Genomic DNA, 21,508 nt, shown 5'->3' with positions numbered 1-21,508 from the left:
AGAATGGAGTGGCGGGAATGAATATGGACGTTGTGTTTGACCGGTTTCCTGTACTAAGATCAGATGAACTTGTATTGAACAGAATTGAGGAGACTCATCTGGACGAGCTATTTGATATTTACAGCAATGACAAGGTATTTGAATATTGCGGGATCATTCCGAAGCATAACAAGGCTACAGTCAGCAATATGATAGGACATTTTGAACGGGACTACGCCAAAAGATCAAGGATCAAGTGGGGGATCTTTGCCAGTGGTGAGGGGGGGCGTCTGCTCGGAATTATTGAAGCCTGTGATTTCAATCAGAAGGTGAATATGGTGACGATCGGCTACTTCCTGGCGGAAGACCATTGGGGACAAGGTATTGCCTCTAAGGCTGTTGAAATCCTGCTGGATTATATCTTCACAGAGGTTCAGGTGAACAGAATTCAGGCTGAAGTCATGCTGATGAATGAACCGTCCAAGAAGGTGCTCCTGAAGACCGGTTTCATCAAGGAGGGGATGCTGCGGCAAGCCGCCTTATGGTCAGGCAAAGGAATTGTCGATCTGGAGATATACAGTATGCTTAGGGAAGATTATATTCAGGTGTGACCATAAGATAAAAAAGCTCAGGCCCGTTAATAGGCTTGAGCTTTTTGGTGCTGTAAGAACTAATATTCTGTCTGGGGTCCCCGCAAAGTACCCGAATCAGCTTCGAAGCGGGAACCTCACTTTGTGGGGGAGGCTTATGCTTCCATCTTCTGCGCCGTATAGAGCCGGTGGTAGAGGCCGCGGCGGGCAATCAGCTCATCATGCGAGCCGCTCTCCGCAATGCCCTTATTCGAGACATACATGATGCGGTCGCAGTTCTTCACGGTGGACAGCCGGTGCGCGATGATGAACGAGGTGCGTCCTTTGAGCAGCTCATTCAGACCCTTCTGGAGCAGACGCTCGGTCTGTGCATCAATGGAAGAAGTGGCTTCATCCAGAATGAGAATACGCGGGTTGGCCAGCAGGGTTCTGGCGAACGAGATGAGCTGCCGCTGTCCCTGGGACAGCTTGGAGCCGCGCTCATTAACCTCCGTCAGGTAACCCTGGTCAAATTCACGGATGAAATCATCGGCGCAGACGGCCTTCGCAGCGGCGATGACCTCTTGCTCGGTGGCATCCGGCCTGCCGTAGCGGATATTATCCAGAATCGTTCCCGAGAAGATGAAGCTGTCCTGCAGCATAATCCCCATCTGGCTGCGCAGCGATTTCAGCGTGATCCCGGCAATATCCTGCCCGTCGATCAGGATTCTGCCGCCGGTAAGGTTATAGAAGCGCGAGATCAGATTGACGACCGTGGTTTTGCCGGCACCGGTCGGACCGACCAGGGCGATGCTCTCTCCGGCTGCGACATCGAAGGAGATGTTCTCCAGGATGTTCAGTCCGGGATCGTAGGCGAAGGTTACATCGTCGAAGGTGACCCGGCCCTGAACGGGCGGCAGCTCCTTCGCCCCGGGAATATCGCTGACGGTAACCGGCTCATCCAGCGTTTCGAAGATACGCTCCAGGTAAGCCACCGCATTAATGAAGTTATTGTACAGCTGGGATAGATTCAGAATCGGCTGCCAGAAGCGGGCGGCATAACTGCTCATCGCGAGAATGACACCAAGTGTCATGCTCTGCGGGTCCAGGGTCAGCAGGCCGACCAGGAAAATCATTGCCGTAACCATAGTAGACAAGTTATCGACAGTGAACGGGATAAGCGTATTGTAACGCAGCGCCCGCATCCATTCTGTGCGGAAGTTACCGGCCAGACGCGTGAAGACACCCTCATTGCGCTGTTCCCGGGAGAACATCTGCGTCACGCCGATACCACTGATACTTTCCTGCAGATAGGCGTTCAGATTGGAGCTTTTGTTCGATACCGCCTGCCATGCCCGGCGCTGCCGGGTTTTGATGAGCAGCATGACACCGAGGAATACAGGCAATCCGGCAAGGATGACGAAGGAGAGCCGGACATCGACGGCGAACATGAAGGCAGCGATGAAGATCAGATTCACGATTTCCAGGATAAAGTTAATAATTCCGTTCGACAACACGTCGGATACCGCATTGACGTAGTTAACAACCCGGATCAGGATCTTGCCCTGCGGCCGGTCATCATAATATTTGAACGGCAAATCCTGCAGATGCTTGAACAGATCGGTACGGATATCGAAGATAATATCCTGCCCGACACTGGTCATAATCCGTGAGCGGATAGTAGCCAGAATTACGCTGACCACAATGGTCACCAGCATCAGCGCGGACCAGCCGACCAGCGCGCCCATTTCTTTGGCGGGAATGGTTACGTCTACCACATGCTGCATAATCAGCGGGGCTGATAGGGCGATAGCCGCCGACAGTGCGCTAAGCACGAATGCGAGAATCATCGGTTTCTTCTTGCGTCTGATATAGACCATGGCCCGCCGGAAATGCTTAATATTAAACGGCGATTCCAGATTCTCATCGACATCGAATTTATTCCTGGCCACTCTCGGTCACCTGCCTTCCAATGCCCTCGTTCTGCAGCATAAATACATCGTAGTAATACCCCCGCTTGGCCAGCAGCTCAGCGTGGGTGCCTTCCTCAATCAGACGGCCGCCCTCTAAGATCAGGATGCGGTCTGCCTGGGCGGTAGTGGATACCCGCTGTGCAATGATAATCTTAGTGCAGGGATACTCCAGCTCACACAGACTCCGCTGAATATGCTCCTCCGTCTCCAGATCGACGGCAGACGTCGTATCATCCAGGATCAGGATCGGACGGCGGACCGCCAGCGCGCGGGCAAGCGCAATACGCTGCTTCTGTCCCCCGGACAAGCCGACACCGCGTTCGCCGACTACCGTGTCATAGCCTTCCGGCATTTTGACGATGAAGTCATGGGCTGCTGCGAGGCCGGCATAGGCCTGTGCTTCTTCTTCCGTAAGCTCGGGATCGCCATAGGCGATATTCCCGTCGATCGTATCGGAGAACAGGAGGACGTCCTGCGTAGCCATCCCGATATTCCCGCGCAGTTCATCAAGCTCAAGCTCACGGACATCTCTGCCGTCTACCAGCACGCGGCCTCCGGCCACATCGTAGAACCGGGGGATCAGGTTGATCAGCGATGTTTTGCCCGAGCCTGTCGCGCCCATAATGGCGATCGTTTCGCCGGGTTCAATCGTGAAGCTCAGATCATCAAGCACGGTAGCGCTGTCATATTTGAACCGGACATGCTCGAACTCAATCCGGCCCTCATAGCGGCGGCTCTCTGTGACATTATGCTCGTTCACAATAGCGGGGCGGGCATAATAGATATCGACGATTTTGGATAAGCTGGCAAAGAAGCGCTGGATATCATTGATAATGATCCCGATATTGCGCATAGGGTTGGATACCGCCCAGATTAGCGAGGAGAAGGCTGCGAACTCACCAAAGGTGATCCGGCCGTGCATCAGGAAGTAACCGCCGGCCAGCATCAGGATGACGTTGAAGGCTTGGGCGAAGGATTCCAGATAAGGAAAGTAATCAAGCCAGACGAGGGCCGCCTTCTTGTTCGCCACAGAGTAGTTGACGTTCTTCTCCGTGAATTTGGCAATCTCAAACTCTTCACGGGCGAAAGCCTTGACTACACGGTTGCCTGAAATGTTCTCCTGGGTCGTCGTGTTAAGCTGGGACAGCCGCTCGCGCAGATCAATGTACATGGGACGGACACGTTTGGCGAAGATAAAGGCCACGACAAAAATCGGTGGCGACAGGATCAGCATCCACAGCGTCAGCTGGACATCAATCGTAAGGAAATAAATAACGGCCGCCAGAAAAATCGTCAGCGATTCAATGATCGTCTTGAAAATCCACGCCATCGAATGCCGGACCATATCCAGATCGCCTGTCATCTTGGTCATAAGATCACCGGTACGGTTGCGGTCATAATACTCCCGGTCCTGCCCCTGAATCTTGTTGTACAAATAAATGCGGATGTTGTACATCATATTCTGGGAGGATATTTCGTACTGCATGGTCGTTAGATAAGCCAGACCTGTGCGGAGCAGGGAAAAGCCAATCATGCCCAGGCAGAGCGCAATGAGCAGTCCCCTTTCTGTAGCAAGATTCTGCCCTGCATGGTCGCCGGCTATAAACGTATCGACGATACGCTGGCTGAGGTACGGGTTCACAATCGTAAGACTTGAGCCCACTACCGAGAGACAAAGCGCCACGATATACCGTGCCCGGTTGCCCTCCAGGTTTTGCCACAGCCATTTAAGTTCAAACATCTGATCACCTGCTTCTGTTTTTCTTATTTCTTGTGAATAAATCAAAGTGATTATAACACTATGAAACAAAATGTATAGGTTTACAGCTAATTTTCTTGTTACAATCGAACGAACTTTTGGTGGAGTAATTCTGCATTGCGTTAATGTATGTCACAGCATACAATGGTTCTGACATACTATGATAGTTTTGCGTTCTACATAGGCAAGGAACATATCTGAGGGGGAGCATTTTTTTGGAAACGAAACAGTTAACAAGAGGGCTTAAGCCGCGCCATATCGAGCTGATCGCACTCGGCGGTACGATTGGCGTAGGGTTGTTCATGGGCTCTGCAAGTACGATTAAGTGGGCGGGACCCTCCGTGCTGCTGGCCTATCTTTTGGCGGGAATAATCATGTTTTTTGTGATGCGAATTATGGGGGAGATGCTGGTGCTCGAACCGGTCACCGGCTCCTTTGCCACCTTTGCCCACAAATACATCAGTCCGCTGGCCGGATTTCTCACTGCCTGGAGTTATTGGTTTCTCTGGGTGACTGTAGGTATGGCTGAGGTTACGGCAATCGGGATTTACGTGGGATATTGGTTCCCGGACATACCGCAGTGGATTCCGGCTCTGATTGGTGTAGGTATTATTGCGGCAGCCAATCTGGCAGCTGTGAAATTGTACGGGGAGTTTGAATTCTGGTTCGCGATGATTAAGGTCGTTGCCATTGTCGTGATGCTGGTCATTGGAACCGGAGTGATTTTCTTTGGTCTGGGGAACGGCGGACAGCCGCTCGGCTTGTCGAACCTGTACAGCCATGGAGGATTTTTTGCGGGAGGACTGAAGGGCTTCCTGTTTGCGCTCTGCATTGTCACGGCCGCCTATCAGGGGATTGAGCTGGTGGGCATTACCGCAGGGGAAGCCGAGGATCCTAAGCGTACGTTGCGAAAAGCGATCAAAAATATCATCTGGCGTATCCTGATTTTCTATGTGGGGGCAATCTTCATCATTGTAACGATCTATCCATGGAACGAAATTGGCGAAATCGGCAGTCCATTCGTGATGACCTTTGCCAAGGTGGGGATTGTCGGCGCTGCGGGCATCATCAACTTTGTCGTGCTGACAGCGGCCATGTCCGGCTGCAACAGCGGAATCTACAGTGCGGGCAGAATGCTGTACACCTTAGCCCAGAACGGACAGGCTCCGAAGTTCTTCGGGAAGGTCTCGGCAAGCGGGGTGCCCAGAAACAGTATTATTACAACCATCTCCCTGCTGCTGGTCGGGGTACTGTTCAACTACCTTATGCCGGATTCCAAGCTGTTTCTCTATATTTACAGCGCCAGTGTGCTTCCGGGAATGATTCCGTGGTTTGCTCTGGCCTTCAGCCAGTTCCGGTTCCGCGACAAGTGGAAGGGCGAAATGGCAGATCATCCGTTCAAGTCGCGCCTGTTCCCGATAAGCAACTACATTATCATTATCTTCCTGTCACTCGTGATCATCGGCATGTGGTTCAACCCGGATACCCATCTGTCGCTGATTGTGGGGGCTTCGTTCCTGGCCGTTGTTGTTGCCGGCTATTATGCCTTCGGCATTGGCAAGCGTGAGCGTCCGGAGGAGGCAGGGGAAGCTTAGATGATAATAAAGAGCCTGTCTCCAATAAACTGGGGACGGGCTCTTTTTCTGGAACCACTTTTATAGAAATGTCGCCGGCATACATTGCCGGCAGAATTGAGACTTTTAGGTAAACACTGTATCGGCCTAATGTTGTACGTAATGCAACTTTGGTTCAAAGATACCAGTGTGTTTGAGAGTATTGTTGTATAAAATACAAGAATTTTCCCGTCATACTGCCTGAAACCGAAGAACTGTTGCATTTTGTGCAACAGTTCTGGTTTAGGGCCGATTTTTCGAAGAAAATGTTGTATTTGGTGCAGGAATTCCATCACATAACCGGTCTCTGCCACACACGGCAGGCCTATAATCTAATTCGAAGAAGACGAGGCCGCAGCAGCGGATGTTGCGGCTGCAACCGCAATTGCCGTCTGCTGGGCAATGATGATGTTGGTAATGCTGGTAGATAACGCGGAAGTGATAATGCCGCTTTTCACGTCGTCTACATACGTATAGGACACCAGTGCCGCAGACAGCAGGAGCAGCTCCTGTTTGTTAATCGACCAATTTCCGAAGCCCTTCCGGGTACGCAGTAACTCATACGTCTCCGAGACATCGCTTACCAGCTCTTTCTGTTCATAAGGGAGCAGCGACAGGATGCCAAGCGAAGGAAGTGTGTATTCCTTGTCCATCCGGATGTCCTGTGCACGGAAGGCCTCGCGCAGGCTGAGCACCCGTTCTGCAGATCCGCCATCTTCCTCCCCAAGCAGCATTACCTGTGTCAGAGCCTGAACGCTGTTGCCGGAGAAAAACTCAGGCTTCAGAGCAACATAGAGCTGTTCCAGGCGCTCTACTCCGTGCTCGATTCCGATATTGGAAATTCCGAGCATGGCAGCGAAGATATAGTCATCCTGTCCGGTCAGGAAAGGGTGCTTCGCTCTCATGCCATCGAAGAATGCCTTCGTGCGTTCGATCACCTGGACATATTGCTCGGATGTAGTATGGGCAGCAATCTGATAGGCGGCAATGACGAGATAGTCAGAAGCCCTGAATTTGATATCCTTCATCAGATCATACACGGCTAACGTTTCGGCAAGCTGCTGCTCCGGTTTAGCAGAAAGAGAGAGCAGGGTGGCAATACTGATGGCGGAAGTCCCGCGGAAGGAAGAGAACATCCGGGTGTTCTCCTTGATCAGCGCATGGTTCGCACGGATCGCTTCAGGATCGGCTGTTTTGTTCTCCACGGTGTAGAGCAATGCGGCCAGGCGGTTCACCTGAGCATTTTGCCAGGGGAAGTCTTTCTTGATTCTCTGTGCATTTTCAGCGAACAATTCAAGTCTTGCCAGGTATTGTTCCTTCATCGGGTACACCTCTCATCTATACTTGGACACTTGGGCTAATTCTACTATACAAACCCAAATGATGAAAATGAATCTAATCTCATAGACTTGCCGTGTAACCTATGAGAGCGTATTCTTGAACATAGAGAAGGTACATCAGCGCATTATAAACCTGGAAAGAGAGGCATGAGAATGATAAGAGCATCTGAAGATAACGAGTATTATGAGTTGTCGAGCCCGACAATTCTGCCCAAGGCTTCAGGATTTCTATGGAATGAGCAGATGATGATTCATATGAATTGCCGCGGGTATGCGGTAGCCCAGTTCATGCAGCCCGAGCCTGCCAAGTACTCCTATGCCCCGAATCTGGAAGCCAAGACCTTCATGCAGCCGGAGCAGCCCTATTATGCCCACCATCCCGGCCGGTTTGTCTATGTGAAGGATGAGGAGAGCGGTGAGATATTCTCTGCCCCGTATGAACCCGTACGTATGCCCCCTGATCACTATACCTTTGCTGTAGGCAAACATAATATTGTGTGGAAAATAGAGAAGAGCGGTATCGCCATCGAGATGACGCTGAGCCTGCCCAAGGATGAGCCGATGGAGCTGTGGCGGGTGAAGGTAACCAATCTGTCTTCTGCTCCACGGAAAATAAGCATCTATCCCTATTTCACCATCGGCTACATGTCATGGATGAACCAGTCGGGCGAGTATAAGGAAGCTCTGCAAGGCATCGTAGCTACAGCCGTTACGCCATATCAGAAATATCAGGAATATGACAGGATCAAACACCTGAAGGATAAGACCTTCCTCCTGGCCGATCATGCCCCCGCGTCCTGGGAAGTGAACCAGGAAGCATTCGAAGGGGAAGGCGGGATCAGCTCGCCGTCAGCGCTGAGAAGCAGTCTGCTCTCCAAAGGGGAAGCCCGTTACGAATCACCAGTTGCCATTCTGCAGTATAGTATCGGCCTGGAGCCTGGTGAAGAGCGCGAATACCGGTTCATCTTCGGTCCGGCTCAGACAGAGCAGGAGATCGCTGATATCCGCCAGCGGATGTTCCTTAATGCTGATGCCGACGGCGAAGACGGATTTGAGCTTGCGGAACGTGAATACGCGGAATACATCCGCGAAGGCAGAGGCTGCATTGAGATCACGACTCCGGATGCGGACCTCGACAATCTGGTCAACCACTGGCTGCCCCGGCAGATGTACTATCACGGGCAGACGAACCGCCTGACGACAGACCCCCAGACCCGTAATTATCTGCAGGATAATATGGGCATGAGTTATATTAAGCCGCAGACGGCAAGAAGGGCTTTCCTGACTGCTCTAAGCCAGCAGGCGGTAAGTGGAGCCATGCCGGATGGCATTATTTTGCATGAGGCCGCTGAACTGAAATATATTAATCAGGTCCCGCATACGGATCACTGTGTCTGGCTGCCCATTTGCCTCAGTACCTATCTGGATGAGACGGATGATTACAGCATTCTGGAAGAGGTTGTCCCTTATGCGGGGAGTGAGGAAGTCGGATCTGTCTTCGAACATATTGACCGGGCGATGCACTGGCTGATGCATGAGCGGGATGAACGGGGTCTGAATTATATCAATCAGGGTGACTGGTGTGACCCGATGAATATGGTAGGCTACCGGGGCAAGGGAGTATCCGGATGGCTGACGATAGCTACGGCGTATGCCTGCATGATCTGGGCGGATATCTGTGATCACAGCGGCCGGCTGGAGGCGGGCAGGGCATTCCGCCTTGCGGCGGATGAGACGAATGCGGTCGTCAATCAGTATTTCTGGGATGGTGAGTGGTACGCACGGGGAATCACCGATGACAATGTCGTGTTCGGAATTAGTGAGGATAAGGAAGGGCGGATCTTCATTAATCCGCAAGGCTGGGCGCTGCTCAGCGGTGCGGCCGATGAAGAGAAGCGGGAGAAGCTGATGAAGTCGGTCACGGAGCAGCTGGAGACACCCTACGGAGTGGAAAAGCTGGCACCCTCCTATACCGCCATGCGGGAGGATGTAGGCCGGGTCACGCAGAAGCATCCGGGCACTGCCGAGAACGGGGCAGTCTATAATCATGCTGCAGCGTTCTATATCTATGGCCTGTATGCGGTGGGAGAGCAGGATCAGGCGTACCGCCTGCTGCGCAAAATGATCCCGGGACCTGACATCGGGGATATCATCAGACGCGGCCAACTGCCTGTCTTCATCCCCAACTATTACCGCGGTGCTTACAAGCAATTCCCGAAGACTGCCGGACGCTCCAGCCATCTGTTTAATACTGGCACCGTTCCGTGGGTATACCGCTGCCTGATAGATGGCCTGTTTGGACTCCAGGGCATGCGTGAAGGACTGCAGGTGAAGCCGCAGCTCCCTTCCGATTGGCCGGAGGTTACGGTTAAACGTAACTTCAGAGGTGCCGAGCTGCATATCAAGATGCAGCGTGAAGCGGGGGTTAAGGCGACAGAAGTCTATCTGGACGGCCAGTTAGCGGAGGCTGGTATTCTTAAGGATCTGAAACCAGGTACGGAGTATACTGTGCTGGTCAAGCTTCCGCCTGGCAATGCCTGATAGAAATGAATAATAACGAAGGGCCGGATCGCTGGAAGATTCCGGCCTTCTTCCATAGGAGGAATATAGTGAAAACGAAACTGGCCGCGGGCGGGCTGGATAAGTCCATCGCCGCGCTTGCAGGCACAAGTAATCATCAAGTGTTAGCGCTCTGGGCTGCCGACTGCGCCGAACGCGTGCTGCCTTATCTGGAGGCAGCATGTCCGGAAGACCAGCGGCCGCGGCAAGCGGTTGAAGCAGGACGCGCCTGGGTGCGCGGTGAGCTTAAGATGGCCGCAGCCCGCCAAGCTGCGTTTGCCGCTCATTCGGCGGCCCGTGACGCCGGTCCGGCAGAGGCTTGCGCTGCAGCCCGCGCTGCCGGACATGCTGCGGCAACTGCGCATGTTGCCACCCATGCAGTGCATGCCGCAACCTATGCCGTCAAGGCTGTTCATGCCGCAGCGGCCCCTGCCGGAGTCGAACTCGCCGTCACGCAGGAGCGTGAATGGCAGTACCGGCATCTGGCCAGCTTAACGAGGCCTGATTAGTTGAGGGGAAGGACTGGTGGAGGTCCTCCTGCGATCCTTTTGGCGGCAGTCAGTTACACTGACTTGAAATCCTGCACTAAATACAACATTTCCTTGATTAAATCGACCGTAATCGGAAGTTGTTGTACAAAAGGCAACATTTCTCCTCTTGCAGGCGGCTTAGCGGTAGAATTCTTGTATTTCATACAACAATTCTCTCAAACACCCAAATATGATTGAATCAAAGTTGCAAAACTTACAACATTTATGATTTATTACTTTGCCGGCTGCAAAAGATCCCGCGTTTCGCTTAAAGAATGAACTCTGAACAAACTGTGTCGTTTCCGCCAAATGCCTGGCTAGGTCCCCCCATTGCTCAAGTTGATCCTGCTCAAAGGACGAGGGAGCCTAGCCGCATAACATTTTTCCTGGTTCCCTCTTTTTTTTAGGGCAAATTTATGCCTGATTTCCTACCCGCCCAAGAAAGTATATAATACAGTAGAACTCACATGCGCCGTGAAAACACTTTGGCACACGGGCGAAGTGTCTTTTTGCATAAGGGAAAGTGTTGTAGGGGGCTGGATCATGGCAGTTACGATGAAGGAAGTTGCCGAACTTGCGGGGGTATCCAAAAGTACGGTTTCGCAATTTCTGAACAAGAGATTCAACTATATGAGTGTGGATACGAAGAAGAAGATTGAAGAGGCCATTGACGAGCTTAACTATATTCCCAATGAGGTGGCGCGCAGTCTCAAGCATAAGAAGACGTTCATTGTAGGCGTGATTTCCTCAACCATTCTATCGAAGTTCACTACGGAGGTTGTGCGTGCCATAGAGGATGAATGCCAGCTGAAGGGGGTGCAGGTGATCGTCTGCAACACCGATGATGACCCGCTCAAGGAGAAGAAATACGTTCAGTCGATGATTGCGCGGCAGGTGGACGGCCTGATTATTTTTCCGACGGAAGAGAATAAGAAGATGTATTCCTCGCTGGTTAAGAATGGTTATCCATTTGTATTTGTTGACCGTAAAATAGACGATATTAGCGTGGACACCGTACTGCTCAATAACGAAAAAGCCAGCGAGCTGGCAGTCGAAGCCTTCGTCCTTCATAACCATACCCAAATAGGAATCATCACCTTCCCGCTTGGAAAAAAGGCAATTACCACGCGGGTTGAGCGCTTGTCCGGTTACAGAAATACGCTGGAGAAGCATGGTCTTCCGGTGAATGATAGCTATATCAAAAGCGGCAGACTGGACGAAATGCCGGCGCTGATCGGGCAGCTGTTCCATATGGACAATCCGCCTACTGCCATCATCGCCACCAATGATATGATTTTGGAGCAGGTGCTGATCTACGCCAAGAATAACCGCTTAAGCATACCGGAGGATTTCTCCCTCATCGGGATCGATGATGTATCCTTTGCTTCCTTCTACAATCCGCCGATTACGACCATATCCCAGCCAAGCTTTGAAATGGGGAAGAGGAGCGCCCGGCTGCTGCTGGATCTAATTGACCAGAAGGAAGAGGAGCAGGCAGGGCGGCCCGAGCTGGTCCGTTTGAACCCTGAGATTAACCATAGGGAATCGGTCCGCAGGCTGGACTGAATGATTAAAGGCATAGATTATTGAATCGCGCAGCTTACTTTCTTTTGGACCGGAGACAGAACCGGAGAAGGAGAGTAAGTCTTTTTTTGCTTTGGAAACGGTTTTATTTTTTCTGTTGCAAAAAGCAGATATCACGTTATAATGATCGTATGATTCGAGTCATGAATACCCTTGCATTCCTGAATGTTCCTGTTTTTAACAATGATAGCGTGTTCTTTTGAAGAGGGGGTACCGGATGGCGGTTAATGAGTGAAGTGTTTGCCTACGATTGTGATTTTGTTCACAAACAAACAAAGTAGTTTTATTGCACAATGTTAAGGCATGTTGTTTCATGGTTTACGATGGTTTACGGAATACCAAATTTTTTTGGAGCACTACTAAATCGATTTAGTAGCTAATTAAAAACTAAGAGAAAGAAGTTGGAGACCCGCCATGCATATGTTTATGAGTATTATCAAAGAGCCATCAATTATTATTGCCATTGTGACGCTTCTCGGCCTCATCTTCCAGCGTAAGAAGATTCCTGAAATTATTACGGGCACAACCCTTTCCTTCATGGGCTTCACCATGATCAAAGTAGGCGGCGGTATCCTGGGCGGCGTGCTCACCAACTTCAGCAAAATGTTCTCATATGCCTTCCACCTCAAGGGTGTTGTGCCGAGTAACGAAGCGATCATGGCGCTGACCATTGATCAGATTGGTGCAGACGCTGCGCTGATCCTGCTGTTCTCCATGATTCTGAACATTGTGCTTGCGCGGGTTACGAAGTTCAAATACATCTATCTGTCCCTGCACCTGGTTCTGTTCATGAGCTTCGCCGCTACTGCGGTTATGAAGGGTCTGGGCCTTAGTTCAGTAGTGACTGTTATTGTCGGTTCCCTGGCCATAGGCAGTTACATGGCGGTATTTCCTTATCTGCTGCGCAATGCCAGCCGGAATATCATCAAGTCGGATGAATATACCATCGCTCATGCTTCCATGACCTCCTACATCATCGGTACATACCTGGGCAAAGTGTTCGGCAACCGTGAGAATGATACGGAGAACATCAAGATTAACGACCGGATCAGCTTTTTGCGCGATCCCAATGTGGCTACTACCTTAACGATGCTGGTGCTGCTGCTGGTGTCAGGACTCGTCGCCGGTGCTGATTTTGTTAACGAATTATCGGATGGCAAGGAATATATCGTCTTCATTCTGGAGCAGGCTGCAATTTTCGCCGCCGGGTTGTATATCGCCAAAGCCGGTGTTAAGCTGTTTACTACAGAAATCGTCCCTGCCTTCAAAGGCTTCTCCCAAGTGTTCGCTCCGGGCGCAATCCCAGGCGTGGATGTCCTGGTTCTGTTCGACAAATCGCCGAATTCCGCTCTGGTCGGATTCCTGGTCAGCTTCTTCACGGGTGTGGCCTGCGTGTTCCTGTTCCCGCTCGTTGGATTGCCGGTAATTGTTCCTGGAATTATGGCCTGCTTCCTGGCCGGCGGTGCTGCTGCGATCTTCGGGAATTCCAGCGGCGGCTTCAGGGGGGCTGTCATTTCCAGCTGTCTGAACGGTTTCCTGCTGTGTCTGCTGCCTGCTCTTACGTTGCCGCTGTTCTCCTACCTGGGAGCTGAAGGGGTAACATTCGCTGATCCGGACTTCACTTCTTTGTCGGTTATCCTATGGGGGATTTTCCGCTGGTTCCATTAATTTTTTCGCACACTAACTAAATCGATTTAGTGACTATTGAATAGGAGGTATTATTTTATGTTTTATCACGATCAAGAGATTCAGGCTGTAACTGTAGACAGCAATACTACCCGTAAGGTGCTCGCTCACAGCGACCAGATTATGTATACGAAGGTGATGTTCGCCCAAGCCCAGGAAGGAGAAATCCCGCTGCACAAGCATGTGCATGAACAGGTTACCTATGTGCTGCAGGGCCGCTTTCAGTTCATGATCGATGACGGTGAAACGCAGGATGTACAGACCGTCAAGGCTGGGGACAGCATCCACTTCCCGTCGAATGTGCTTCACGGCTGTATCCCGCTGGAGGATGACGGCATTTTACTGGATGCTTTTACACCGGCACGGGCTGATTTTCTTTAGAAGAGTAATTGAAAAAGCAGATAAAGCTGATGAGAGGCGCGGGGAATCCGCGTCTCTTTTTTTGGGAATAATTATATGATATGGGGTCCACGCAAAGTACCTGATTAAACATCGCAGTTAAAGCCCCGCCTTGCGGGGTTATTTGAAAATATAAGAATTTATATGTTTCACATGATAAATTATCCTTCTATTTCTCGCTGAAACGGTACCGTCCTTTAAAGTACGGTACCGTTTCTACTTGGTATGAAAATACTGGTATTGTAACCTGGCAGATTATATTATAATTAGTTCAAAAAACAGGATCTTTGTCGCAAAAGGACAGAGAAGAAGGGCTTTGTATGGGAATTAGCGAAGATCAGCGAATCGCGGCGAAACAGAAGCTTATTCAGGTATTCACCTATCTGCAGGCTCTGCACCAGCTGAAGCAGCCGATAATCAAGCATATATCCGGGCAGTTATGGTCGCAGTCCCTTGCGGATCTGCCGGTTCATTCAAATGTGACCTGTGATTTCACAGAGGGGATAAGTCCCTCTGAACGTATAGACGAGGAGATGCCTGAGGTTCTGCTTCGCGTGAAGCGGCCTGACCGGACAGCCTGTCCGAAGCCGCCGGAGCTGCTGCAGCGCTGGCTGAAGCCGGATTGGGAGAGAATTCATAACCGCCCTGAACGGCTGGAGAGCATGGACAGCTACCGGGAGGCTGCGGATTCCGGGGAATATGAGGCTTATGTTGAACGTTTCGATCAGGACGAAGAGAGAGTGCGGCTCTGGGAGAATTGGATTCTGGAGCGTGAGGCCTGGCAGGAGCGGGAGTGGCCTGTCCGCAGAACGATTAAGCTGTTCGAGGAGTTGTACATGCTCTATTCGTGGATTGAGCGTGAGCGGGACGCTGTGGAGCTGATGATCGGCGACGGGATTCTGCACTGGGAGCTTACACCGGAGACGATTCACCATCCGGTGCTGTTACAGAGGATCGAGCTTGTATTCGATCCGGAGGGACCCGAATTTACAGTTATATCCTCCGAAGCCGCCCCCGAATTTCATGGCTCCTTGTTCAGGGATGTGCCTGAAGTCAGTCCGGGGTCGATTAAGAAATGCACCGCGGATTTGCTCGAGGCTGCATGCTCCCCTTTGGATTTCACGGATACGGATGAATATTTGCGCAAAGTATCCGGATACTTGTCTGCCCAGACAGCGTTTATTCCTTATAATAGACCATCTGCACAACCGGCTCAGGACAAGACAGCAGTGTATATCCGGAGAGAACCGGTTATTTTCCTGCGCAAGCGGTCGGCTGGTTTCGATCATGCCTTCGAAGAGATCATACAGGATCTAAATGACAGAGAGGAACTCCCGCAGGCGATTGCCAGAATTACCGGCATTGATCCGGGGGAGGCTTCAGACGGAATGCAGGTTTTTTCATATTCGAATTTGAATGTGAATGGTGAGAATGAAGAGATTCTGTTCACCAAAGAAGCGAACTCAGAGCAGCTGGATATTGCTCTTAAGCTGGGCAGATACGGTTCTGTTCTGGTGCAGGGCCCGCCGGGTACCGGGAAGACGCATACGATTGCCAATCTGCTGGGCCATTTCCTGGCGGAAGGCAAAAGCGTACTGGTCACCAGTCACACCTCAAGGGCACTCGCCGTGCTGCGTGACAAGGTGGCAAGGCCGCTTCAGGATCTGTGTGTCAGCGTGCTGGATGATGCCAGCGGGCAGAAGCAGCTGGAGAATTCCATAGATAAGATTACTTCCACCTTAAGCTCCATATCCATTGAACAGACGGAAGCGGAAGTAGAACAGCTGACTGCCGGACGCAAATCCATTCTGGAGCAGATCAGAGGCATTGAAGACAGATTGCGGCTCTCCAGAGAGAACGATTACCGGTCTATTGTTATGTTTGGCACTTCCTTCGATCCATCCGCAGCTGCCAAAATGATCTCCGCAGGCCGGCATACGATGGAGCTGGTGCCGGGAAGGATAGCGGCCGGACAGGCTTGTCCGCTTACCCCTGACGAGCTGGAACAGTTATATAGAAGCTCTGGGGAAATCAGTGCGCTGGATGAAGCGGAATTCCAGTATTTACGCAATCGTATAGAACTGCCTGTCACTCCTGAAATTTTCCATGAGCTTGTGCTGGAATATCAGACACTTGCCGCTGCAGATACCGTCAGACATCTTCCTTACTTCAAGCCCGGTATGGCTGTACATCCCGGGAAGCTGAACGCCGCTCTCCAGCAGCTGCGTGAGGCGTTTGGTGCCGTTACTGAGGAGGACTGGAAGCTGAATCTGGTCTCATCCAAGGAAACGGAGAAGAAGGATTGGACTGATCTGCTGGAAGAAGTGGAGAAGTGGCTTGAGCTATACCGCGCCGCCAGAACTGCGCGGTACAGCTATGGTTTTGAACATTTGGCCGATACGGATCTGCAACCGCTGCTGCCTGTACTGGAGGAGATGAAGCGGTATCTGGAAGACGGGGGAAAGCTGAGCACGTTCCAGCTGTTGCTTAAGAGACCGTGGAAGAAGGCCTGCGAGCTTATTGCGCCTCCCGGCAAAGGAATTGAAGTGGTCAACGCTGCCTACCTGGACGCTCTGCTTACTGTCGGTACGTATCAGGCGCAGCGGGCCAAGTCCGTCATCCGCTGGAAGCGTCAGGTTACGGACGGGGGCGGATATGATCTGGCCCGGTTCGGACCGCAGCCCGAAGAGTATATGGATAACATTATTCAGGAGATCCGCAGCCTGCTGGACTGGCGGCAGACAAGCTTTGATCCGCCGCTTCAATCCCTCGAGAGCGAGGGGCTGCTGTGGAATGTTCTGCTGAACGCCAAGCCTATGACGGTAGGCAAACATATGGATTGGATTCATATGCGGGAGCTGGTAGAGCAAGAGCTTCCTTCTATTATAGGTGCCAATATTAATGCAGAGAAATGGAGAACAGTTAAAGAGCAGATTGCGGAAGCAGGCAGGGCTGCAGAGTCACTGGCAGATTCCCGTTCCGCTATAGCCTGCAGGCTGCAGGAGAGTATAGCCCGGCTGGACCCGCAGTCCTATGAGCAAGCGTATCAGGCGCTTCAGCAATTATGGGATAAAAGCGCGCGGATCAGCCAAAGGGAAGAATGGCTGGAGCGGCTGCAGCAGAGTGCTCCGGATTGGGCGGAGGCGCTCAGGCACAGAAGCGGAATCCACGGAGAGCACCGGGCCCCCAATGGACTGGAAGCGGGTTGGCTGCTTAAACAATTGGATATGGAGCTTGATCAGCGGGCGGGCATCTCCGCACAACAACTTCAAGAAGAACTGGTGGAGATCCGTAAAAAGTTCAAAGCGGCCACACTTCACTTAGTGGAGAAGAAGGCCTGGCTGGCGCTTGCCCGGAAAACTACGCTGAAGCAGCAGAATGCTCTTCACGGCTGGAAGCTGCTGATGAAAAAAGCCGGCAAGCGTACGGGAAAAGCAGCTCCTCATCTGCTTGCCGAAGCCCGGAAGCTGATGCCGGTCTGCCAGACGGCTGTTCCTGTCTGGATTATGCCTACGTACAGAGTGGTCGACAGCTTCACTCCGTCGGAGAACCGGTTCGATGTGGTTATCGTGGATGAAGCCAGCCAGGCAGATATTATGGCGTTGACAGCACTGTATCTGGGCACACAAATTGTCGTGGTAGGTGATGATGAGCAGGTAAGCCCGGAGGCCATCGGCCAGCGGCTGGATGAGACCAGAAGACTGATGGATGCCCATCTGGAGGGGATTCCCAATGCCGCACTTTATGACGGCAGCACCTCAATTTATGACTTAGCCAAAACCTCATTCGCGGGCATGACGCAGCTTAGGGAGCATTTCCGCTGTGTGGAGCCGATTATCCAGTTCAGCAACCTGCTCTCCTATAATGGTTCCATTCTTCCGCTCCGCGATGCCGGCGGAGTAACCACGAAACCGTATACCGTAGAATACCGGGTTGAGGGCGGGAACCGGAACAGTAAACGCAATGAGGCAGAAGCAGAGGCCATTGCTTCGCTAATTCTGTCTGCTATCCAGCTGGAAGAATACAAGGATGCTACATTTGGCGTGATTACGCTGCTTGGCGAAGAGCAGGCCATTCTGATTGACCAGTATTTGCAGAAGTATATTCCGGCAACGGAATACAAGCGGCGGAAGATTCGCTGCGGCAACTCCGCCCAGTTTCAGGGGGATGAGCGCGATATTGTGTTCTTGTCCATGGTGGATGCTTCAGAGGAAGCTGTGCCTCTGCGCCTGATCTCTGATCCGGGGAACCGCACCAAGAAACGGTATAACGTAGCTGTAAGCCGCGCCCGCGACCAGCTATGGCTGGTGCACTCACTCGATTCCGTAGCCCAGCTCAAGGAAGGCGACTTACGGAAACGTTTAATTGAATATGTCAGAAATCCGTATGCAGCGGATGCAGCGTATAAACAGCAGGAGCCCGTGCTGGAGTCCGAATTCGAGCGGCAGGTTATGCGGCGGGTGCTGGATGAAGGCTATAGAGTACTGCCTCAATGGAAAGTAGGGGCGTACCGGATTGATATGGTTGTTGAAGGCGGCGGGAAACGTCTGGCGGTGGAATGCGACGGAGACAAATGGCATCCGGCAGAGAAGCTTAAGGAAGATATGGACAGACAAGCCATACTGGAACGCCTTGGCTGGAGTTTTGTGCGGCTTCGGGGCGGTGAATATTTCCGGAATCCGGAGCAGGCGCTGCAGCCGCTGTTCCGCAGACTGGAGGAGCTCGTTATTCCCCGTGAGCTTCACCGGCAGGAGGCAGATGTGGATGACGGGAATGCCGGACAACCTGCGCTGAAGACGGTTATCATAAACAGGGCAGCGCAGATCCGGCGGGAATGGCAGGAGCTTGAACGGGAACCTGGTGTTGAAGATTCGATCTCTCCAGGGTCAGCGGTGGAGCCAGCGGGGTTCATTGCTGCGGAGCAAGAGCAAGAGAAGACGGCGGAATTCTTTTATCAGGAAATCAGCCGGCAGCCGAATTTGACGGACTATTGGACGGAAGAAATGCGAAGCAGGGAAGAAGACAGACAGGCGGTGCTGGAGCAGGAGCTTAGCTTGCTGGAAGCGGATGCGGGTCTGGAGCTTCCTTACTGGCAGGGCTTAACGGCCGACAGTGCTGAAACGGGAGATGACGGGGACTCCGGCTCCGGATTTAACCTGGTGGAATATTTGCACAGCCGGGATTTGCAGTTTGTAGATACCAGAGATCAGGACGGTGCAGTCTGGATCATTGAAGACCTGAACCTGATCCGCTATTTGCCGGAATTACGGCGGAAGGCTGTACCGTTTAATTATCTGAAGGAAGGGGTGTATGCTACCCGCTGGAAAGCCGCCTGGTATAGCAGATCATAAGAATAATGATATGGGGGATTTTGATATTACCTTCATTCTCTGCGATAATGTAAGCAACTATCTTAATAGAGGAGGCTGCATCATCATGGCTAATCACATTCCAGAAGTATTGTTGAACGACGGGTTGAATATGCCTGCGATTGGCTTTGGAACGGCGTGGATTAAAGGCACGAAGGGTGTACAGAGTCTGAAGACTGCGCTCGATTTGGGCTACCGCCTGATTGATTCAGCATTTAACTATGAGAACGAAGGCGTTGTCGGCGAAGCAGTGCGGCAGGGCGGAGTGCCAAGAGACCAGCTGTTCATTACCTCCAAGCTGCCGGGACGTCACCACAAGTATGATGAGGCGATCGTGACCGTTCAGGAATCGCTGTACCGGGCAGGGCTGGATTATTATGATCTGTATCTGATCCATTGGCCGAATCCGAAGGTGAACCTGTATGTAGAAGCATGGCAGGCACTTATCGATGCCCAGAAGCAGGGGCTGATCCGCTCGATAGGGGTAAGTAATTTCCTGCCGGAGCATCTGGATCGTCTGGTTCAGGAAACAGGCGTAGCACCGAGCATCAATCAGATTGAGCTGCATCCGTATTACAATCAGGCAGAGCAGCGTGCTTACCACGGGAAACACGGGATTATTACAGAATCCTGGAGTCCGCTGGGACGCGGCACGGATCTGCTGAAGAATGAACAGCTCGGCGCAATTGCCGCAGCGCATAATAAATCCATCTCACAGATTGTTCTGCGCTGGCATGTGCAGCTGGGTGCAGTTCCGATTCCGCGATCCTCTTCGGAAGAGCATCAGCGGGAGAATATTAATATCTTCGACTTTACGCTGTCAGACGAAGAGATGAAGCGGATCGCGGAAATCCCGGCAACCGGACCGCTGTGGGATCAGGACCCTGCGGTGTACGAAGAGTTTTAAGAAGGGTTGAATGGGAAGTGTCAAGCCTCTTGCTTATTTAGCAGGGGGCTTTTTCATATTCCTGGTCATACATAATTCGTTTAGGAAAATGGGAAGCTGGTTACATAGAAAGAGTCAGAAGCCTACAGAGGAGGAATACACAATGAGCGATCAGTATACGATTCAGGACCCTGCGAAGCAGTATGAAAAAGCTACGCCGGAGTTTGAACAGCAGCAGCCGAGTCCCGGCCTGGAGAAGAAGATGCACCCGCGTCCCGATGACGGGGCGGGAACGTACCGCGGCAGCGGGCGGCTTACCGGCCGCAAGGCCGTGATCACCGGAGCGGACAGCGGAATCGGGCGGGCGGTAGCCATTGCTTTTGCCCGTGAAGGAGCTGATGTGGTTCTTGCCTATCTGCCGGAGGAAGAAGCTGACGCGAAGGAAGTTGTCCAGCTGGTGGAGGAAGCCGGCCGCAAAGCCGTTGCCGTACCGGGCGATCTGAAGGACGAGAAATACTGCGAGCAGCTGATAGCCAAAGCCGTAGAGGAGCTTGGAGGGATTGATATCCTGGCCAATATCGCCGGCAAGCAGCAGTTTGTACCGGATATCGCTGATCTGACCACCGAGCAATTCGATGCAACCTTCAAGACCAATGTATATGCGCTGTTCTGGCTCTGTAAAGCAGCGGTGAAGCACATGAAGCCGGGCAGTACGATCATTAACACTGCATCCATTCAGGCTTATGAGCCTGCGCCGATTCTGCTGGATTATGCCACCACCAAAAGCGCAATCAACACCTTCAGCAAATCGCTGGCTCAGCAGGTAGCCGCCAAGGGGATCCGGGTCAATGTTGTAGCACCTGGACCTGTATGGACTCCGCTTCAGGTAAGCGGCGGACAGCCGCAGGAAGTGCTGAAGGATTTCGGAGCCAAAACACCGCTCGGCCGTCCCGGCCAACCGGCTGAAATGGCCCCGGCCTATGTATTTCTGGCCAGCCAGGAATCCAGTTATGTCAGCGGCGAGACTCTGAATGCTAACGGCGGCATGCCGACACCTTAAATCAGATTTTTAGCTGAAACCTCCGCAAGGAGGTTTTTTGTTATATTGGGAATTATGATATTCGTCTGTTGGGGGTCAGTTACTTTGGAATTTGGAGCTGATTCGTCTGACGGACGAAGTTATTCTCGGGATAGGAATCCCAGTGAATTCGCCCGCAAGTGGGCGGTACGGGAAAATCAAAGGGATAAATCCCTCTAAATCC

The 21,508-nt window shown here is 52.0% G+C and carries 13 protein-coding genes; 10 read left to right on the top strand and 3 right to left on the bottom strand.

All coding sequences use genetic code 11. The features are described 5' to 3' along the window. Positions 1-17 precede the first annotated feature (17 nt). Positions 18-590, top strand: a complete 573-nt coding sequence (locus QW71_RS01830) for a GNAT family N-acetyltransferase (RefSeq protein WP_039292442.1) — start codon at positions 18-20, stop codon at positions 588-590. A 134-nt stretch (positions 591-724) separates the two neighbouring features. On the opposite strand, the gene QW71_RS01825 is transcribed toward QW71_RS01830, so the two are convergent. Together QW71_RS01825 and QW71_RS01820 are read right to left on the bottom strand one after the other, a co-directional pair. Beyond that, on the bottom strand, positions 725-2,500 hold the full coding sequence (locus tag QW71_RS01825; RefSeq protein WP_039292440.1) for an ABC transporter ATP-binding protein: 1,776 nt from the start codon (positions 2,498-2,500) through the stop codon (positions 725-727). Next, positions 2,487-4,262, bottom strand: a complete 1,776-nt coding sequence (locus QW71_RS01820; RefSeq protein ID WP_039292437.1) for an ABC transporter ATP-binding protein — start codon at positions 4,260-4,262, stop codon at positions 2,487-2,489. The genes QW71_RS01825 and QW71_RS01820 overlap by 14 nt, the downstream gene beginning before the upstream one ends. Before the next feature lie 233 nt (positions 4,263-4,495). On the opposite strand from QW71_RS01820, the gene QW71_RS01815 reads away from it, so the two are divergent. Further along, positions 4,496-5,875, top strand: coding sequence for an amino acid permease (locus QW71_RS01815; protein ID WP_039292435.1), 1,380 nt, complete (start codon positions 4,496-4,498; stop codon positions 5,873-5,875). A gap of 350 nt (positions 5,876-6,225) precedes the next feature. Here the strand turns inward: QW71_RS01815 and QW71_RS01810 are convergent, their stop codons facing one another. Further along, positions 6,226-7,215 carry a DUF4003 family protein gene (locus QW71_RS01810; protein WP_039292434.1) on the bottom strand — a complete coding sequence of 330 codons (990 nt, stop codon included), beginning with the start codon at positions 7,213-7,215 and terminating at the stop codon, positions 6,226-6,228. Between the two features lie 171 nt (positions 7,216-7,386). Here QW71_RS01810 and QW71_RS01805 point away from each other — a divergent pair, with 171 nt between their 5' ends. The 8 genes from QW71_RS01805 (at position 7,387) to QW71_RS01770 (ending at position 21,306) form a co-directional block, all read left to right on the top strand. Then, complete coding sequence (locus QW71_RS01805; protein WP_039292433.1) at positions 7,387-9,774, top strand: GH36-type glycosyl hydrolase domain-containing protein; 2,388 nt, start codon at positions 7,387-7,389, stop codon at positions 9,772-9,774. Positions 9,775-9,842: 68 nt separating this feature from the next. Then, entirely contained in the window at positions 9,843-10,301 is a 459-nt protein-coding gene (locus QW71_RS01800; protein WP_235441359.1) for a putative immunity protein, read from the top strand. A 564-nt stretch (positions 10,302-10,865) separates the two neighbouring features. Beyond that, positions 10,866-11,888, top strand: coding sequence for a LacI family DNA-binding transcriptional regulator (locus tag QW71_RS01795; protein ID WP_039292432.1), 1,023 nt, complete (start codon positions 10,866-10,868; stop codon positions 11,886-11,888). A gap of 432 nt (positions 11,889-12,320) precedes the next feature. Then, entirely contained in the window at positions 12,321-13,574 is a 1,254-nt protein-coding gene (locus QW71_RS01790; protein WP_039292428.1) for a PTS ascorbate transporter subunit IIC, read from the top strand. A 57-nt stretch (positions 13,575-13,631) separates the two neighbouring features. Next, on the top strand, positions 13,632-13,973 hold the full coding sequence (locus tag QW71_RS01785) for a cupin domain-containing protein (protein WP_039292427.1): 342 nt from the start codon (positions 13,632-13,634) through the stop codon (positions 13,971-13,973). A gap of 338 nt (positions 13,974-14,311) precedes the next feature. Continuing rightward, the gene (locus QW71_RS01780) at positions 14,312-19,342 is read left to right on the top strand and encodes an AAA domain-containing protein (protein ID WP_039292425.1); all 5,031 of its coding nucleotides are present in this window, start codon (positions 14,312-14,314) and stop codon (positions 19,340-19,342) included. 85 nt (positions 19,343-19,427) lie between these two features. Beyond that, on the top strand, positions 19,428-20,267 hold the full coding sequence (locus QW71_RS01775; protein ID WP_039292596.1) for an aldo/keto reductase: 840 nt from the start codon (positions 19,428-19,430) through the stop codon (positions 20,265-20,267). A 142-nt stretch (positions 20,268-20,409) separates the two neighbouring features. Further along, the gene (locus QW71_RS01770) at positions 20,410-21,306 is read left to right on the top strand and encodes an SDR family oxidoreductase (RefSeq protein ID WP_039292422.1); all 897 of its coding nucleotides are present in this window, start codon (positions 20,410-20,412) and stop codon (positions 21,304-21,306) included. Positions 21,307-21,508: the final 202 nt, after the last annotated feature.

Origin of the sequence: Paenibacillus sp. IHB B 3415 (genome assembly GCF_000802655.2) — a bacterium.
Classification (GTDB): Bacteria; Bacillota; Bacilli; order Paenibacillales; family Paenibacillaceae; genus Paenibacillus_AQ; species Paenibacillus_AQ phytohabitans.
The sequence above is the reverse complement of the archived record's forward strand: the minus strand, read 5'-3'. Positions and strand labels throughout refer to the sequence as shown.

Bases quoted from the DNA above. Each gene is read 5' to 3' on its own strand.
- QW71_RS01805 (WP_039292433.1), top strand. From the start codon at position 7,387: ATGATAAGAGCATCTGAAGATAACGAGTATTATGAGTTGTCGAGCCCG.
- QW71_RS01780 (WP_039292425.1), top strand. From the start codon at position 14,312: ATGGGAATTAGCGAAGATCAGCGAATCGCGGCGAAACAGAAGCTTATT.
- QW71_RS01820 (WP_039292437.1), bottom strand. From the start codon at position 4,262: ATGTTTGAACTTAAATGGCTGTGGCAAAACCTGGAGGGCAACCGGGCA.
- QW71_RS01775 (WP_039292596.1), top strand. From the start codon at position 19,428: ATGGCTAATCACATTCCAGAAGTATTGTTGAACGACGGGTTGAATATG.
- QW71_RS01810 (WP_039292434.1), bottom strand. From the start codon at position 7,215: ATGAAGGAACAATACCTGGCAAGACTTGAATTGTTCGCTGAAAATGCA.
- QW71_RS01770 (WP_039292422.1), top strand. From the start codon at position 20,410: ATGAGCGATCAGTATACGATTCAGGACCCTGCGAAGCAGTATGAAAAA.
- QW71_RS01790 (WP_039292428.1), top strand. From the start codon at position 12,321: ATGCATATGTTTATGAGTATTATCAAAGAGCCATCAATTATTATTGCC.
- QW71_RS01830 (WP_039292442.1), top strand. From the start codon at position 18: ATGAATATGGACGTTGTGTTTGACCGGTTTCCTGTACTAAGATCAGAT.
- QW71_RS01795 (WP_039292432.1), top strand. From the start codon at position 10,866: ATGGCAGTTACGATGAAGGAAGTTGCCGAACTTGCGGGGGTATCCAAA.
- QW71_RS01785 (WP_039292427.1), top strand. From the start codon at position 13,632: ATGTTTTATCACGATCAAGAGATTCAGGCTGTAACTGTAGACAGCAAT.